General features: G+C 32.4%; 11 protein-coding genes, 4 tRNA genes and 1 pseudogene. 14 read left to right on the top strand and 2 right to left on the bottom strand.

Translation table 11 applies throughout. The features are described from left to right. Positions 1–71 precede the first annotated feature (71 nt). The 10 genes from VJ881_01215 (at position 72) to VJ881_01170 (ending at position 13,219) form a co-directional block, all read left to right on the top strand. On the top strand, positions 72–1,085 hold the full coding sequence (locus tag VJ881_01215) for a LacI family DNA-binding transcriptional regulator (GenBank protein ID HKL74656.1): 1,014 nt from the start codon (positions 72–74) through the stop codon (positions 1,083–1,085). A 101-nt stretch (positions 1,086–1,186) separates the two neighbouring features. Then, on the top strand, positions 1,187–2,872 hold the full coding sequence (locus tag VJ881_01210) for an ABC transporter substrate-binding protein (protein HKL74655.1): 1,686 nt from the start codon (positions 1,187–1,189) through the stop codon (positions 2,870–2,872). Between the two features lie 83 nt (positions 2,873–2,955). Then, positions 2,956–3,945, top strand: coding sequence for an ABC transporter permease (locus VJ881_01205; GenBank protein HKL74654.1), 990 nt, complete (start codon positions 2,956–2,958; stop codon positions 3,943–3,945). 3 nt (positions 3,946–3,948) lie between these two features. Beyond that, complete coding sequence (locus tag VJ881_01200) at positions 3,949–4,812, top strand: ABC transporter permease (protein HKL74653.1); 864 nt, start codon at positions 3,949–3,951, stop codon at positions 4,810–4,812. Between the two features lie 3 nt (positions 4,813–4,815). Further along, a complete protein-coding gene (locus tag VJ881_01195) occupies positions 4,816–5,808 on the top strand; it encodes an ABC transporter ATP-binding protein (GenBank protein HKL74652.1) in 993 nt (330 codons plus the stop codon). After that, entirely contained in the window at positions 5,795–6,730 is a 936-nt protein-coding gene (locus tag VJ881_01190; protein HKL74651.1) for an ABC transporter ATP-binding protein, read from the top strand. Before VJ881_01195 ends, VJ881_01190 begins: the two co-directional genes overlap by 14 nt. A 19-nt stretch (positions 6,731–6,749) precedes the next feature. Continuing rightward, complete coding sequence (locus VJ881_01185; protein HKL74650.1) at positions 6,750–9,491, top strand: cellobiose phosphorylase; 2,742 nt, start codon at positions 6,750–6,752, stop codon at positions 9,489–9,491. A 34-nt stretch (positions 9,492–9,525) separates the two neighbouring features. Then, positions 9,526–9,942, top strand: a complete 417-nt coding sequence (locus VJ881_01180) for a hypothetical protein (GenBank protein HKL74649.1) — start codon at positions 9,526–9,528, stop codon at positions 9,940–9,942. A 43-nt stretch (positions 9,943–9,985) separates the two neighbouring features. Next, entirely contained in the window at positions 9,986–11,347 is a 1,362-nt protein-coding gene (locus VJ881_01175; GenBank protein ID HKL74648.1) for a glycoside hydrolase family 30 protein, read from the top strand. A gap of 24 nt (positions 11,348–11,371) precedes the next feature. After that, positions 11,372–13,219: a family 16 glycosylhydrolase gene (locus tag VJ881_01170; protein HKL74647.1), complete on the top strand. Its 1,848-nt coding sequence runs from the start codon at positions 11,372–11,374 to the stop codon at positions 13,217–13,219. Positions 13,220–13,322: 103 nt separating this feature from the next. On the opposite strand, the pseudogene VJ881_01165 reads toward VJ881_01170, so the two are convergent. Together VJ881_01165 and VJ881_01160 are read right to left on the bottom strand one after the other, a co-directional pair. After that, positions 13,323–14,108 (bottom strand): annotated as a pseudogene (locus VJ881_01165) (aldo/keto reductase). 242 nt (positions 14,109–14,350) lie between these two features. Further along, a tRNA-Leu gene (locus VJ881_01160) sits at positions 14,351–14,438 on the bottom strand. Between the two features lie 182 nt (positions 14,439–14,620). Between VJ881_01160 and VJ881_01155 the strand changes: the two genes are divergently transcribed. The 4 genes from VJ881_01155 (at position 14,621) to VJ881_01140 (ending at position 15,777) form a co-directional block, all read left to right on the top strand. Next, positions 14,621–15,379: an LCP family protein gene (locus VJ881_01155; GenBank protein HKL74646.1), complete on the top strand. Its 759-nt coding sequence runs from the start codon at positions 14,621–14,623 to the stop codon at positions 15,377–15,379. A 147-nt stretch (positions 15,380–15,526) separates the two neighbouring features. Next, positions 15,527–15,602, top strand: a tRNA-Val gene (locus tag VJ881_01150). Positions 15,603–15,618: 16 nt separating this feature from the next. After that, positions 15,619–15,695, top strand: a tRNA-Asp gene (locus tag VJ881_01145). A gap of 6 nt (positions 15,696–15,701) precedes the next feature. After that, positions 15,702–15,777: transfer RNA gene (locus VJ881_01140), tRNA-Phe, on the top strand. Positions 15,778–15,809: the final 32 nt, after the last annotated feature.

Below are 15,809 nucleotides of genomic sequence, written 5' to 3'. Positions count from 1 at the left end.
AGAATAAATATAACAGGTAATTGTAATCGGTTACAAAAAACAATTAAGACATTAATATAAGGAGGAAAATAATGACTACAATAAAAGATATTGCAATTCAGGCTAATGTTTCCACAGCAACAGTTTCTAGAGTAATTAATGACCATCCTGCTGTAAAAGATGAAACCAGAGAAAAAATAATCAAAATAATTAAAGAAAATAATTATAGACCGAATACTGTTGCCAGAAGTTTATCTACTAACAGATCAAATATAATAGGAGTATTTTTTACAGATCATTTCAATAGCGGCCTCCATCATCCATTTTTTAGAGAAGTAATTTATGGTCTGGAAAAGAATTTAGGTAAAAAAGGTTATGACATTCTCTATTTTACAAATAGGCAATGGGGTGATGAATTTAGTTACCTTGAAAAATGTCAGGATCGTCATGTTGATGGAGTAGTATTGATGGGAGTGTTAAAAGATGATCCTAACTTACCAAAATTATTAGAGTCAGATATACCTGTTGTATTTGTAGATATTGATATAAAGAGAGAAAATGCTTCTTATGTAATGTCTAATAATATTTCAGGGGCAAAAAAAGCTGTTAATTATTTTAAAGAAATGGGCCATAAAAAAATCGGAATGATTGCCGGAATTAAAGCAACTAAACCCACTAATGATAGATTTAAAGGATTTGAAGAAGCTCTTGAAGAATTGAATATAAAATATAATTCTGATTGGATATTTAATGGAAAATATTCTGAAAAGGGTGGTTACAAGGCTGCAAAAAAAATATTAAATTTAGATGATCAGCCAACAGCAATTTTTTGTCAGAGTGATACTATGGCTATCGGTGCAATGAGAGCAATTGAAGATGCAGGACTTGAAATACCAAAAGATTTTTCTATAATTGGTTTTGATGATATAGAAGTTAGCAGTTATGTTAAACCAGCTTTAACAACAGTTAAACAGAATAAAAAGAAAATGGGGGAATCTGCTACTCAATTATTGATAAGTATGATGGGGAAATCTGATAAAAGTAGTTCTCCAATTATTTTACCTGTTGAATTAATCGAAAGAGAATCATGTAAAGACATAAGATGATTTTTATTGCTGTTATTGTAACCGCTTACAAAGTTAACAAATCCCGTATTTTAAAGGGATTTTTATATAGAAAGTTCAAAAAACAAAAAAGGGGTGTTAACGTGAAGTTTTATTCAAAATTATCTTTATTTTTAACTTTAGTGTTGGTATTGGTTTTGGCTTTTAGTACAGTTTCATTTGCCTTGGAATTAGATCGTGATAAGACATTGGTAGTTTCTGGTGCTATGTGGGGTCCTCCATCAACCTGGAATATTTTGATTCCTAACTGTACTCCTGGTACAGGAGGTTTGGTATATGAGCCTATGTTTTCATATAATCCTGTGAAAGATGAGTATACTCCCTGGTTAGCTAAAAGTGGAGAATGGGTATCAGATGACGAATATGTTCTTAATTTGAGAGAGAATATTAATTGGCATGATGGAGAAGAATTTAATGCTGAAGATGTTGTTTTCACATATGAATTGGCCAAAGAAAATGATGTTTTCTATTCTCCAATATGGAACTGGATGGAATCTGTAAAAGCTGAAGATAATTATACAGTAAGATTTACATTTAGTGAGCCGCATTATGCAGAATGGAATGCAGAATTGTATGAACGTTATATTATTCCAGAACATATCTGGAGTGAAATTCCTTCAGATCAATTAATTACTAATGCTATGAAAGATCCAGTTGGTACAGGTCCTTATACTGCTAAAGAAGCTGGTCAGGATAGAATGGTTTGGGAAAGAAATGATGATTGGTGGGGTAATGATGTATTTGGTCAGCCTACTCCTAAATATCTTGTTGATCTTGTAAATCAGAGTAATAATATTGTAATGGGAATGTTAATGAAGGGTGAGCTTGATTTAAGTAATAACTTTATTCCAGGAGTTCAAAGAGTTAAAAAACAATTTGGGTTAAAAACCTGGTATGAAGAAGAGCCTTATATGCTTTCCTGGAATACTGCTCTAATGTATATGAATACAACTCGAGAACCAATGGATGATACTCAATTTAGAAGAGCAATGGCTTTTATGGTTAATAAAGATAATATTGTAAATAAAGTTTATGGCGGTCTGGTAAAGCCATCTAATCCTACAGGATTATTTGGAGAAGGCTGGGAATCTTATCTTGATGAAGAAGTAGTAGAAGATTATGGTTTTGAATATAATCCTACAAAAGCTAAAGGTTTACTAATTGATGCAGGTTATGTTGATGAAGATGGTGATGGCTGGAGAGAAATGCCAAATGGAGATCCACTTGAATTGAAAATTATGGTTCCAAGTGGTTGGACTGACTGGATGTCAGCAGTTAGATCAATTTCAGCTGATGCTGAAGAAATTGGTATTAAGATTACTCCCGATTTCCCTGATAGTTCACTATTTGATAATAGACGTTTTAATAAAAACTTTGATATGATGATTGGGGTTTTCCAGACAACACTATCTTCTACTCCATTTGATTACTGGAATGGTGTTGCAAACAGTAGTATCCATGGTGAACAAATAACTAATGGTAATTGGGGAGCTTATGATAATCCTGAATTATTCAAAAAAATTGACCAGTTCAATATGATAAAAGATGAAGAAGAAAAGCAGGAACTAGCTTCTGAGATACAGAAAACATTATTAATAGATATGCCAAGTGTACCTCTATGGCATAATGGTTTATGGGCACAGCAAACAACTCAATACTGGACAAACTGGCCTAATGAAAATGATCCATATGGTGTTCCAGTTAGTTGGGGTAATGCCTATCAGTTAGGTATGATTGAAACTCTAATTAACATAGAACCAGCTAAGTAAAATTAAAAGAGGGGAAAATATATCTTTTAATATACAGGTCCGATAATATTATCGGACCTGTTATTTATAAAGGAGGAGCAAAAATGGGTAGATATTTAGCGAAAAAAATAGTAATTTATATAATAACATTTATTCTTGCAGTTACTATCAACTTTTTTATTCCAAGAATGATGCCTGGTGATCCAATTCAATCACTTTTATCTCGTTTTTCAGGTATGGAAGGTGGGCGTCAGATTTTAGAAGATCAGCTTACTTTGTTATTTAATCTTGATCAGCCTTTATGGCTACAGTATGTAAATTTTTGGAAATCGATTTTTACGCTTGATTTTGGGATTTCAATTATTCAGTTTCCAACTCCAGTTTTAGATATTATAAAAAGAGCAATAGTATTTGATATTTCTGTATTACTTCCTGCAATTATATCAAGTTGGGTAGTTGGAAATAAATTAGGAGCATATTCAGGTACTAATAAAAGAGTTGATAAAACAACAATGCCCTTCTTTTATTTTTTAGCAGCTTCACCATATTTTTGGATGGCTGGAATTGTGGCCTTTTTCTTTGGAGTAGTTATTGGGTGGTTTCCAATCAGCGGAGCTTATAGTTCAACTGCATCTCCAGGTTTAAACTTTAGTTTTATTATAAATTTTTTACACCACTGGTTTTTACCATTTTTCACTATGTTTTTAGTACAGCTTGGAGGATGGGCTATCGGGATGAGAAATATGATTATGTATGAGAAAAGCTCAAATTATTCAAAATATATGGAAACATTAGGTTCTTCAAGAAAGTTAATCCGTAAGTATGGTTTTAGAAATGGAGTTTTACCTCAGGTTACAGGTCTTGCTCTAAGATTAGGTAGAATTGTAGGAGGAGCTATTACAGTTCAGGTAGTATTTAACTATCCTGGTTTGGGAAGATTACTTCTGAATGCAGTACAAAATCAGGATTATTTTTTGATGCAGGGAATATTTCTAACAATTGTCACTATGGTTTTAGTAGCAAACTTTACTGTAGATATAATCTATATGTTTATTGATCCGCGAGTAAGACTTTCATATACAGAGGAGATGTAAGTTATGTTAAAAAACTTTTGGGCAAAACATGAAAACTTATATTATGCATTAACAAACAAAAAGGTTATATTTGGCCTAACAATAGTTGTTTTAGTATTTATGTTAGCAGTTTTTGGACCTATGATATCAAAATATGAGTATGATGAATATGCAGGAGCAGGATATTTACCTCCATCCAGTCAACATTTTTTTGGAACAACTATTGATGGGAGAGATGTATTTACTAGAACAGTTTATGGTTTACGTTCAACCCTTTTAGTTGGAGCAATAGCCGGTACAATAGCAACTTTAGTCGGTTGTGTAATTGGATTTTTAGCAGGTTATTATGGAGGTACAATTTTTGATGAACTTTTAATGATGCTTACAAATATTTTTGTGGTAATTCCTCAACTGGCTTTGTTGATTGTAATTGCTGCGTTTCTTGAGGTTAGAGGGGTTGTAATTATGGCTGTAATTGTTTCTTTAACTGCATGGCCCTGGACTGCTAGAGCTGTTAGGTCACAGACACTTTCTTTAAAAAATGAAGAATATGTTTCCTTATCAAGAATATCTGCGATAAGTGTTGGTAGAATTCTAAGAGAAGATATTGCAGCAAACATGTTTTCATATGTATTTATGGTATTTATTCAACAGTTTAATAGTACGATGTTGGCCACCGTTCAGCTTGAATTTTTAGGTCTTGGCCCAACTAAAGGAATTTCTCTGGGACTTGTAATGCAGAATGCTGTAAACTGGAATGGAATACAACTTGGTATGTGGTGGTGGGCTATAATACCTGGATTAATACTTGCGATTTTAATTACAGCACTTTATTTTATAAATACAGGCTTAGATGCAGCCTTTAACCCTAGATTAAGGGAGATGTAAATTATGACTGAAAATATATTAAAAGTAAAAAACTTAAAAGCATATTATGATATTTTAAAAGGTCAGGTTAAAGCAGTAGATAATGTAACATTTAATTTAAAAAAAGGAGAAATTCTGGGGTTAGCAGGTGAATCTGGTTGTGGAAAAAGTACGTTAGCTAATACTTTTATTTCCTGTAAAAGACCTCTAAAATATATGTCTGGTGAGGTTGATTTAGTTGGAAACAAGATAATGAATATGAGTGAAAAAGAATTTAAAAAATTGCGTTTAAGAACAATTTCTTTAATTCCTCAATATGCTTTAGATGCTTTTTCTCCTACTAAAAAAATAAAAACTTATATATCAGATTTAGCAAAACAGCATGGAGTGAAAACAAATAAAGAATTTTTTAAGAAAGTAAAAGATCGCTTAGACTTAGTTAATCTTGATGAATCAGTTTTAAATAGATATTCTTTTGAATTATCAGGTGGAATGAAACAAAGAGTTATTATGATTATATCTACAATCTTAGATCCAGAATTTTTAATTGCCGATGAAATAACATCTGCTTTAGATGTTAGTTCTCAGCGCTTTGTAGCTACAATGCTTTCTAATTTAAGAGATTTAGAAATAATAAAATCTTCAATTTTTATAACACATGATTTATCAATATTATATCAGATAGCTGACCGGATAATGATAATGTATGCTGGAAATTTTGCAGAAATTGGACCTACTGATGAGATTGTTAATAATCCTCGCCATCCTTATACTAGAGCTTTAATTGACTCTCTTCCACAGGTAGGTATTCAGTATAATGACAAAAAATTATCTGGAATAAAAGGAACTCCTCCTTATTTATTAAATATTGATGAAGGTTGTCGTTTTAGACAGCGCTGCCCTTATTCAATAGATAAATGTGAAAAAAATCCAGAAAGAGAAAAGGTAGCAGAAGATCATTTTGTCTCCTGCTGGCGTTGGAAAGAATTAGGAAGTGATTTAAATGGCAAAAAATAATGAATGTGTAATGTCAGTAAATGGTTTAACTAAAGTATTTAAATGTGGATTTTTTAATCCAGAATATACAGTTGCTGCTAAAGATATATCATTTGATATAGAAAAAGGAAAAATAATTTCACTTATTGGTGAAAGTGGTAGTGGTAAAACTACAGTTGGTAAGTTGATCTTAAAATTAATAAATCCAACAGAAGGAAAAATCACTTATAGAGGAAAAGATATTTCAGTAATCGATGATAAAGATGAACTTAAGAATTATTATCGAAATGTTCAGGGGATTTTTCAGGATCCATTTGCTACGTTTAATCCACTTTATAGAGTAGACAGGGTTTTTGATATGATTTTTGATTCTTTTGATTTAGGTTATGAAGATAAAGACAGGGCAATTAAAAAAGCACTTTGTGATGTTAATTTAAATCCAGACAGAACTCTAGGTAAATTTCCTCATCAATTAAGTGGAGGACAACTGCAGAGATTACTTATTGCTAGAGCACTTTTAATGGATGTTGATATTTTAATTGCAGATGAGTTAATCAGTATGCTTGATGCATCTACCAGAATTGGAGTTTTAAATTTATTGATTGAAACCTGTAAAAAGAATGGAATGTCAGTTATATTTATTACTCATGATTTAAATTTAGGATATTATATTAGTGATAAATCATTAATTATGTATAAAGGTCGACTTGTAGAAAGAGGGGATACTAAAAAGATATACGAAAATGCAACCCATCCCTATACTCAGATGCTTTTTGAAGCTGTACCTGAAATTGGAGAACGTTGGGATCCAGATGAAGAATTTTTACCTGAACAGGTAGTTAATGATGTTAGGGAATTTTATAATAAAAATAAAGATAAAGGTTTTGTTGAAATAGAGGAAAATCATAGTGTGTTATTTAGTGACGAAGAATTAAATAAATAATAATTGGAAGGTGAGGAGTTTGAGTAAAGAAAATAATGAATGGCATTTTACAGGTAATTCTGGGGAATTTAAGTTAGAAAATGCTGATAATTATAATCGTATATATTTTCCTTTAACAAATGAAGTAGGAATGATGTCGGCAATTACACCAAAATTAAATGGAGATATAAAAACAGGACAGAATACTTTTGCAATGGAGCCTGTGTCTGTAGAAAATCTTCATAATAATAGATCAGCAAGGAATTTTTGGTTATTAATTAATGATAAGAAGTTGTGGTCTGCAACTGGCAATTCTGCAGCTCAGCATTCTAAAAAATATTTAGATAAAAACGATGAAAAAACAACTGTGAAAGCAGGTTTTTTATGGCATAAAATTATTAGGAAAAGTGAAAAACTAAAAATTAAATCAGAAATAACAAATTTTGTGCCTGCAAATCATGATCAGGTTGAATTAATGAAGGTTAAAATTATAAATAATGGAGATGAGGAAATTAAAATTACTCCTACTTCCGCTATTCCAATTTATGGAAGATCTGCAGATAATCTACGAGATCACCGCCATGTAACTTCTTTACTTCAAAGAACAAAAACAATAGAAGATGGAATAGTTGTAACCCCTACTTTATCTTTTGATGAGAGAGGTCATAAGAAAAATTATGTTTCTTATGCTGTTTTAGGAACTGAAGATAATTCTGAAAAAGCTATAGGTTTTTATCCAGTTCTTGAAGATTTTATTGGAGAAGAAGGATTTTTAGATTGGCCAGGAAAAGCTGCAAAAGTTAATAATGATTATTTAAATGCAGGGGCAGAAGTAGAGGGTTATGAAACTATGGGAGCTTTAAGATTTAAAGATATTACTTTGGCTCCTAATGAGGAAAAAAGTTATATATTGGCAATAGTCATTGATGAAAATAAAGATAATAAGTTAATTAAAACTGCTGTAAAAAAATATTGTAGCCATGAAAAATTTAATAAGTATCTTGCTGAAAATAAGAAATTTTGGAAGAATAAATTAGATAAATTTCAGTTAGAGTCTGGAAATAATGATTTTGATCAGTGGATGCGCTGGGTGAGTTTGCAACCTATTTTGAGAAGAATTTTTGGATGTTCATTTTTACCTCACCATGATTATGGCCGGGGAGGAAGAGGTTGGCGAGATCTATGGCAGGATTCTCTTGGCTTGTTATTAATGGAGCCTGAAAATGTAAGAGACATTTTGTATAATAATTTTGCTGGTGTTCGTTTTGATGGTACAAATGCTACAATTATAGGGTCTGAACCAGGAGAATTTATAGCTGACCGTAATAATATCAGCCGAGTCTGGATGGACCACGGTGCCTGGCCTTTTTTGACTACCAAACTATATATTGATCGAAGTGGAGATTTGGATTTCTTGCTTGAAAATCAGAGTTATTTTAAAGATTCACACACTTCTTTTGGTACAGAAATTGATGAAGAATGGAATGAGGATTATGGGAATAAATTATTAGATTTCAATAATCAAATTTATCAGGGAAGTATTTTAGAGCATTTATTAATTCAACATCTTAGTTTATTTTTCAATGTTGGTGAAAATAATAATTTTAAATTAGAGGCTGGAGATTGGAATGACGGATTTGATATGGCTGAGGAAAATGGAGAAAGTGTTGCTTTTACTGCACTCTATGCCAGCAATTTATTGGAAATAGCTGAGTTTTTAAGAAAACTAAAATCTGAAAAAAATATAAAAAATATTAAACTGGCTTCTGAAATGAAATATTTGTTTGACTCTATATATAACAAAGTTAATTATGACTCAGTTAGTGCAAAAAAAGAACTGTTAGATAAATATTTTTCTTCCTATCAGAATAAAGTTTCAGGGGAAAAGAAGAAGTTTGCTATTGATTCTTTAATTGCTGATATAGAGAAAAAAGCAAATTGGATAATAGAAAATATTAGAGAAAATGAATGGCTTGAAAATGAAAAAGGATATAAACATTTTAATGGTTATTATGACAATAATGGAGAACGACTTGAAGGAGATCATTCACTAGGATTTAGAATGACTTTAACAGGACAAGTTTTTCCTATTATGAGCGGTGTAGCTACAGATGATCAGATTGAAGAAATAGTAAAAAGTACTAATGAATATTTAAAAGATGATAATTTTGAAGCTTATCGTTTAAATACTAATTTCAAAGAAATTTTATTAAATATGGGAAGAGCTTTTGGTTTTGCCTATGGTCATAAAGAAAATGGAGCTATGTTCAATCATATGGCTGTAATGTATAGTAATGCACTTTATAAAAGAGGATTTGCTGAAGCAGGTAATGAAGTTATAAATTCTATTTATAATCAATCTATTAATTTTGAAGAAAGTAAGATTTATCCTGGAATTCCTGAATATTTCAATAATCGAGGTAGAGGTATGTATCATTATTTAACAGGTTCAGCTAGCTGGCTTTTGTTGACTATGGTCACTCAAGTTTATGGAATAAGCGGTGAACTGGGAGATTTAGTTCTGGTTCCAAAATTATTGGCTGAGCATTTTGATAAAAATGGAAGAGCAAAAATAGAAACAATTTTTGCTAAAAGAGATATTTCTGTAATATATGAAAATAATAAAAACCTTGATTATAAAGAATATGAGATTAAAAACATAAAATTAAATAATAAAGACATTGACTTTGGTTTAGAAGATAAAAAAGCTGTAATCAGTAGAGATTTAATTACTAATTATAATAAATCTGAGATATTAAAAATTAAGGTGAGATTAGCTTAAATTTAAAAATATATTTTTATAAGGAATGAAAATGATGAAATCTGATTTGATCGATATTGAAGAATATAATGAATCAGGATATAAGCCAATTATAGATTATGGGGAATGGAGAGTTGCAGTTTTAAATTATTGTGATGAACTATTACCTAAAAATATTGATAAAATGCAAAAGCATAATCAAACTGATGAAGTCTTTGTTTTACTTAAGGGAGAATGTCTGTTATTTTTGGCTGAGGGCGATCAGAAAATAGATAAAATTTATGCTCAAAAAATGAAACCATATAAAATGTATAATATCAAAAAATCTGTATGGCATACCCATACTTTAAGTAGAAATGCAATGGTATTAATTGTGGAGAATAAAAATACCTGCCTTAATAATTCTCCAGAGCAAAAATTAAATGAAAAACAAAGGAATAAACTTATGATGTTAAGTTCAAACTTTAATTAATAAGTTAAAAAATAAATATTTATTATAAAGGAATGGTCATTTAATGACAAAAGAGATTAAATTAATTCAGACAGCCAAAAATACAGATGACAGATTAACAGAAAAAGACAGATTAGAATTCAAAACAGGAGCGGCTGCTGATTCAGCAGTAATTGAAATCAAGCGCGAACAAAAGGCTCAGGAGATCACCGGTTTTGGTGGGGCTTTTACTGAATCAGGGGCCTACACTTTAGACCAGGTACCGGTTGAGTTGAGAGATGAAGTCTTAGAAGCATATTTTCATCCTGAAAAAGGTATAGCTTACAGCTTATGTCGTACACATATCAATAGCTGTGACTTTTCTCTGGGGAATTACGCTTATACAGAAACAGAGAAAGATACTGAACTTGAAGATTTTGATATTTCCCGTGATGAAGAGTATTTAATTCCCTTTATCAAAGATGCAATGAAAGTTGAAGGAGCAGAATTTAAACTCTTTTCCTCTCCCTGGAGTCCACCTGCTTGGATGAAGACCAATGGCAGGATGAACAAAGGTGGTAAATTAAAAAAAGAATACTGGCAGACCTGGACTGACTATTTTGTTAAATACATTAAAGAATATCAAAAAAGAGATATAGATATCTGGGGAGTGACTATTCAGAATGAGCCAATGGCTGAGACCCCCTGGGACAACTGTATTTATGAAGATGAAGAAGAAAGAGACTTTGTTAAGGTCTTAGGTCCAACTCTAAAAGAAGCAGGTTTGGAAGAAGTTAAGATTATTGTCTGGGACCACAACAAAGATATTATGAAATCCAGAGTCGATACCATTTTAGCTGATCCAGAAGCAGCTCAGTGGGTCTGGGGTGTAGGTTTTCACTGGTATGGTGAAGATGATAGCAAGGATATAGTTGATGATGAAGTTTTAAGCTATACCTATGAGACCTATGATAAAGAATTAGTCTTTACTGAAGGTTGTAATCCCTTATTTAATGCAGATAACTTTATTGATGAGTGGTGGACCGGAGAAAAATACGGTCGTCATCTTATAGCGGATTTAAATCACTACACAACCGGCTGGGTAGACTGGAATCTTGTTTTAAACAAAGAAGGTGGACCAAATCATGTTCAAAATTACTGTGATGCCCCGATCATTGTAGATACTGAAAAAAATAAAGTTCATTATAATAGTCCCTACTATTATCTGGGTCATTTCAGCAAATACATTAAACCAGGAGCAGTAAAAATTGGTCTTGAAAACGATACTAATCAGCTCCTATTTACAGCTTTCGAAAATCCAGATCAGTCTACTGCAGTTGTAGTGATGAATGAAAAAGATGAGGCTCAGGAATTTATTCTAAAAGAAAAGAAAAAACAGGTAAAGGTTCAAATACCTGCTCATGCAATTCAGACCCTCGTTTATTAAAAAATATTTAAAAAGGGTGATAGGATGCTAAAGTTTAAAAGTAAAATTTCAGTGATTTTAGTGATGGTTTTAGTTTTTTTTAGTATTTCTGTTCAGGCGGAAAATATTCTGGATAATGCTGATTTTGAAGAAGGGTTTTACGGGGTAAATGAAGTTACAGATAATGGTGATGGAAACTTTGATACTAAAGACAGCTGGCTCTTTTTAGAAAATGCTGGTGAAGCTTCAGCTGAAATGGATGATGGTGCTTTTAAAGCCTCTATTTTTGAAGGTGGAAGTAATACTTATTCAATTCAGCTGATGCAGGCTCCAGTTGAGATCGAAAAGGGCTATAAGTATAAAGTTCAATTTGATGCTAAAGCTTCTAAACCGAGAGAAATAGAATTAAAAATTGGGGGAACTGCTGATAGATCCTGGAACTCCTATGTTAATGGTAATGGTGAAACTGGAGGTTTTGTAGCTGAACTAGACAGAAACTTAAAAAGTTATGAATTTGAATTTGTAATGGGGAAAGATACTGATCCCAAAGCAAGAGTTGAATTTCAACTAGGTAAAAATACAGGTACAATTTGGATTGATAATGTCAGTATAACAAAGATTGGTGAAGCTGCTGCAGATGAAATTCCAGAAGATCCTAAAAAAGAATGGGTTTACAATAATGACTTCTTCTTTATATTTAATGTAGCTGTGGGTGGTAATTTAGGTGGTCAGGTTGAAACTGATTTTCCTAGAGAAATGTTAGTTGACTACATTAAAGTTTATGACCAGGACGGCAACTTAGACTGGCAGGATGATTTTGAAGGAGAAGAAGTTAATGAAGATTACTGGACTTATGAAGTAGGAAATGGTCACAAGCAGGGAATTCCTGGCTGGGGTAATAATGAGCTACAGTATTATACTGAAGGCGAAAATGCCCGCGTTGAAGACAGCAACTTAGTTATTACGGCTAGAAAAGAAAATCGCAGTGATCAATATGGAAGTTATGATTATACTTCTACCAGGATGATAACTCAAAATAAAGTTAATATGAAATATGGTAAGGTAGAAATCAGAGCTAAACTGCCTGAAGGACAGGGACTATGGCCTGCATTCTGGATGTTAGGATCTGATATAGCTGAAAATCCATGGCCTGCCTGTGGCGAAATTGATATTATGGAATTCATTGCCGGGAATGTAAAAGAAGTTCACGGAACAGTTCACGGACCTAACCACTATGGTGGTGGAGGAATCACTGAAGATTTTGAGTTAGAAGAAGGTAATTTTGTTGAAAGCTACCATACCTTTACTCTAGAGTGGACTCCTGATCAGATCAGTTGGTATATTGATGATCAGGAAGAGCCCTATCATGTAGTAGAAAGAACAGCAGATAATGAAACTCAAAGAGGTGGAGAATCTGAAGAACCAGGCTATACTAAAAATGCAGTTGTAAATAGTAACTTTGACAGTGAAATTGTAAATGAAATGGGAGACGCTCCTGATAACTGGTATGTCTGGGCAGGTGAAGGTGGAGCTGTTGGAGACTATGGTGTTGAAGACGGCGTATTTAAAATTGATGTAACAAGTCTCGGCAACCAGACCTGGGCAGTTCAGTTTGCACAGTATCTTGATTTAGAGGCTGGAGAATACACTCTATCATTTGATGCCAGAGCTGATAAAGCGCGTGACATTATTGCTATGATTCAGGAAGATGGAGGATCCTGGACTGTTTATGGTGAGACTAATGCAGAATTAGGTACTGAAATGAAAAACTTCAATTTTGATGTTAATCTAAGTAAAGCTGATATACCCAAACTGGTATTCTCTTTGGGAAACACTGATAATGGTGCAGTAACTACAATTTATATTGATAATGTAGTTTTAGAAAAGAAGTAAAATAAGCTGAACAATCAAAAAAAGCTAAAGTCCCTAGATCAGGGGGTTTTAGCTTTTTTTGTTATTTTCATATATTCTCAAGTGCCCGGTTGGTAATACCCATTTATTCAGCTGCAATATCATTTAGCTTTCTAACTTTTTCTAGTTTTTCTGCAGTGATGTTTTCTTTTTTAAGAAAACCGCTTTCTTTAGCAGCGCGAGAATCTTCTGGAATTCCTCCCAGATATTTATCAGTTAATAAGCCTTGAGAAAGAGGTGAAAAGATAATTGAACCCATTTCAGATTCTGTAAGTGTTCTTAAAAGACTTTCTTCTTCTGACCAGCGGTCAAAGATAGAATAGTTAAACTGATTTAAGAGTAGTTTAACTCCCATTTTTTCAGCAACTTCTACAGCTTTTTCAGTCTGGCGGGCATTATAATTGGAAATACCTACATAAAGAGCCTTTCCCTGATCCTGAATCTGTTTTAAAGCCCCAATTGTTTCTTCAAGTGGAGTATCTGGATCTGGTCGGTGGTGATAAAAGATATCTACATAATCAAGTCCCATCCTTTTTAAACTTTGATCTATACTTGAAATTAAGTATTTGCGGGAACCCCAGTTTCCATAAGGTCCCGGCCACATTCCATAACCAGCTTTCGAAGAAATGAGGAGTTCATCGCGGTAAGGTTTAAAGTCTTTTTACATTAAAATCCCCATTGTTTCTTCTGCAGAACCAGCAGGGGGGCCGTAGTTATTGGCCAGATCAAAGTGGGTAATTCCTAAATCAAAAGCCTGTCGTAGCATTTTGCGGGCGTTTTCTAAACTGTCAACTCCGCCAAAGTTATGCCATAACCCTAAAGAAATTGCAGGTAATTTGAGTCCACTATTTCCAGTATAGTGATATTCCATTTTTTGATAACGATCTTCAGCAGCTAAATAAGGCATTAAAAAACCTCCTTAGTTTATTTAAATTTCGACATTTCTTTTCGAATTAAATCGTATTATCTATAAAACTCGAAAGAAGGAAAAGCCTTATTAATAATATTCGACAAGAGTGTCTCTTTCCCTTTGAAGAACTGAAAATAAAAAACCCCCAAGAAACCTGCATTATCAGGGTAAACTTGGGGGTAAATTATCGTATTAAATTAAAATGGTGCCGAGGGTGGGATTCGAACCCGCACAGGCAAAATACCCACAGCGCCCTCAACGCTGCGCGTCTGCCAATTCCGCCACCTCGGCATTGCACTTATATATTATAGCATAATTATATATTCTGTCAAGGAAAAAAGCTTAAAAATGATTCAAAAAAATATAATCTAAAATCAAAAGGAGGAATAGATCTATATTTATTGAAAATATAATAACAGTAACTAAAATAAATATAAATTATCATATGAAAAATTGAAGGGAGTTTTAAATTCATGAATAAAAAGACTAAATGGGTTATTTTAATTGCAATATTTATTTTATTATTTTCAGGAATTTATTTATATAATTTTTTTCCGCAGCTTATCCCAGGATTAGCAATTGATGATTTTGAGATTAAAAGAGATATAAATATTTTGATTTTAGGTCTAGATGATAGAAAAAGTGTTCAAAAAGATAGTATAGAAACTGATGCTATAATTATGGCTCAATATAAAAATGAAGACAATATTATTGAATTAAACTCAATTTCACCTGAAATAGAGGTAGATGATAATAAATTAAAAAAATATGAAACTGCTGAATTAAGAAAAAAAACAAATGATTTTTTAGATATAAAAGAAGATTATTATTTTGTTATAAGTTATGATGGATTTATCAAATTTATAGATGAAATTGGAGGAGTACCAATAAATTTAGATAAAAAAATGGAAATTCCTGATTTGAATTTAGATTTAAAAAAGGGAGAAAATGTACTTTCCGGAAAAGAAGCATTAAGTTACATACGATGGTATAACTATGAACAGGTTAAAACTGATAGGTTAAAAAGACAGGAAAAATTAATTAAAGCAGTTAAAAATAAAACATTAAATAAAGATTATTTAACTGATATTCCACAACTATATTCTACTATTGTTGAAAGTTATAAAATGGTAGATACAAATATGGATCAGAGACTGGTTAGTGATTTAGTAAAATTATTACAAAAAAATGAAAAAATTAAAATAAAATATGAAATAACAGCAAAAAAGTAATTAATTAACTTAATTTTAAATTGTCAAGTATTTTATAGTATTTAGTAGTATGTAGTATATAATTAAATATAATATCTTTTAAAAGACTTTGATAATTTTGACTTAAAGCTAAGTTTTGTATATACTGTTTTATGCTGAAGTAGTGATGGGCGAATAGCTCAGCTGGGAGAGCACCTGCCTTACAAGCAGGGGGTCACAGGTTCGAGCCCTGTTTCGCCCACCATGTAAAAATTAAAAATGGAGGCGTAGCGAAGTGGTTCAACGCGCCGGCCTGTCACGCCGGAGACCGCGGGTTCAAATCCCGTCGCCTCCGCCATTTTTAGGTGAGATAGCTCAGTCGGTAGAGCAGTGGACTGAAAATCCTCGTGTCGGCGGTTCGATTCCGCCTCTCACCACCATTTTTTGCGGGAATAGCTCAGTGGTAGAGCGT

Source organism: Halanaerobiales bacterium (assembly GCA_035270125.1).
In the GTDB taxonomy this organism is placed as follows: Bacteria; Bacillota; Halanaerobiia; order Halanaerobiales; family DATFIM01; genus DATFIM01.
This window is presented reverse-complemented; position numbering and strand designations above follow the sequence as displayed.

Excerpts from the sequence above, each read along its gene's own strand:
- VJ881_01205 (HKL74654.1), top strand. The coding sequence starts at position 2,956 with ATGGGTAGATATTTAGCGAAAAAAATAGTAATTTATATAATAACATTT.
- VJ881_01180 (HKL74649.1), top strand. The coding sequence starts at position 9,526 with ATGAAATCTGATTTGATCGATATTGAAGAATATAATGAATCAGGATAT.
- VJ881_01155 (HKL74646.1), top strand. The coding sequence starts at position 14,621 with ATGAATAAAAAGACTAAATGGGTTATTTTAATTGCAATATTTATTTTA.
- VJ881_01195 (HKL74652.1), top strand. The coding sequence starts at position 4,816 with ATGACTGAAAATATATTAAAAGTAAAAAACTTAAAAGCATATTATGAT.
- VJ881_01170 (HKL74647.1), top strand. The coding sequence starts at position 11,372 with ATGCTAAAGTTTAAAAGTAAAATTTCAGTGATTTTAGTGATGGTTTTA.
- VJ881_01175 (HKL74648.1), top strand. The coding sequence starts at position 9,986 with ATGACAAAAGAGATTAAATTAATTCAGACAGCCAAAAATACAGATGAC.
- VJ881_01200 (HKL74653.1), top strand. The coding sequence starts at position 3,949 with ATGTTAAAAAACTTTTGGGCAAAACATGAAAACTTATATTATGCATTA.
- VJ881_01215 (HKL74656.1), top strand. The coding sequence starts at position 72 with ATGACTACAATAAAAGATATTGCAATTCAGGCTAATGTTTCCACAGCA.
- VJ881_01190 (HKL74651.1), top strand. The coding sequence starts at position 5,795 with ATGGCAAAAAATAATGAATGTGTAATGTCAGTAAATGGTTTAACTAAA.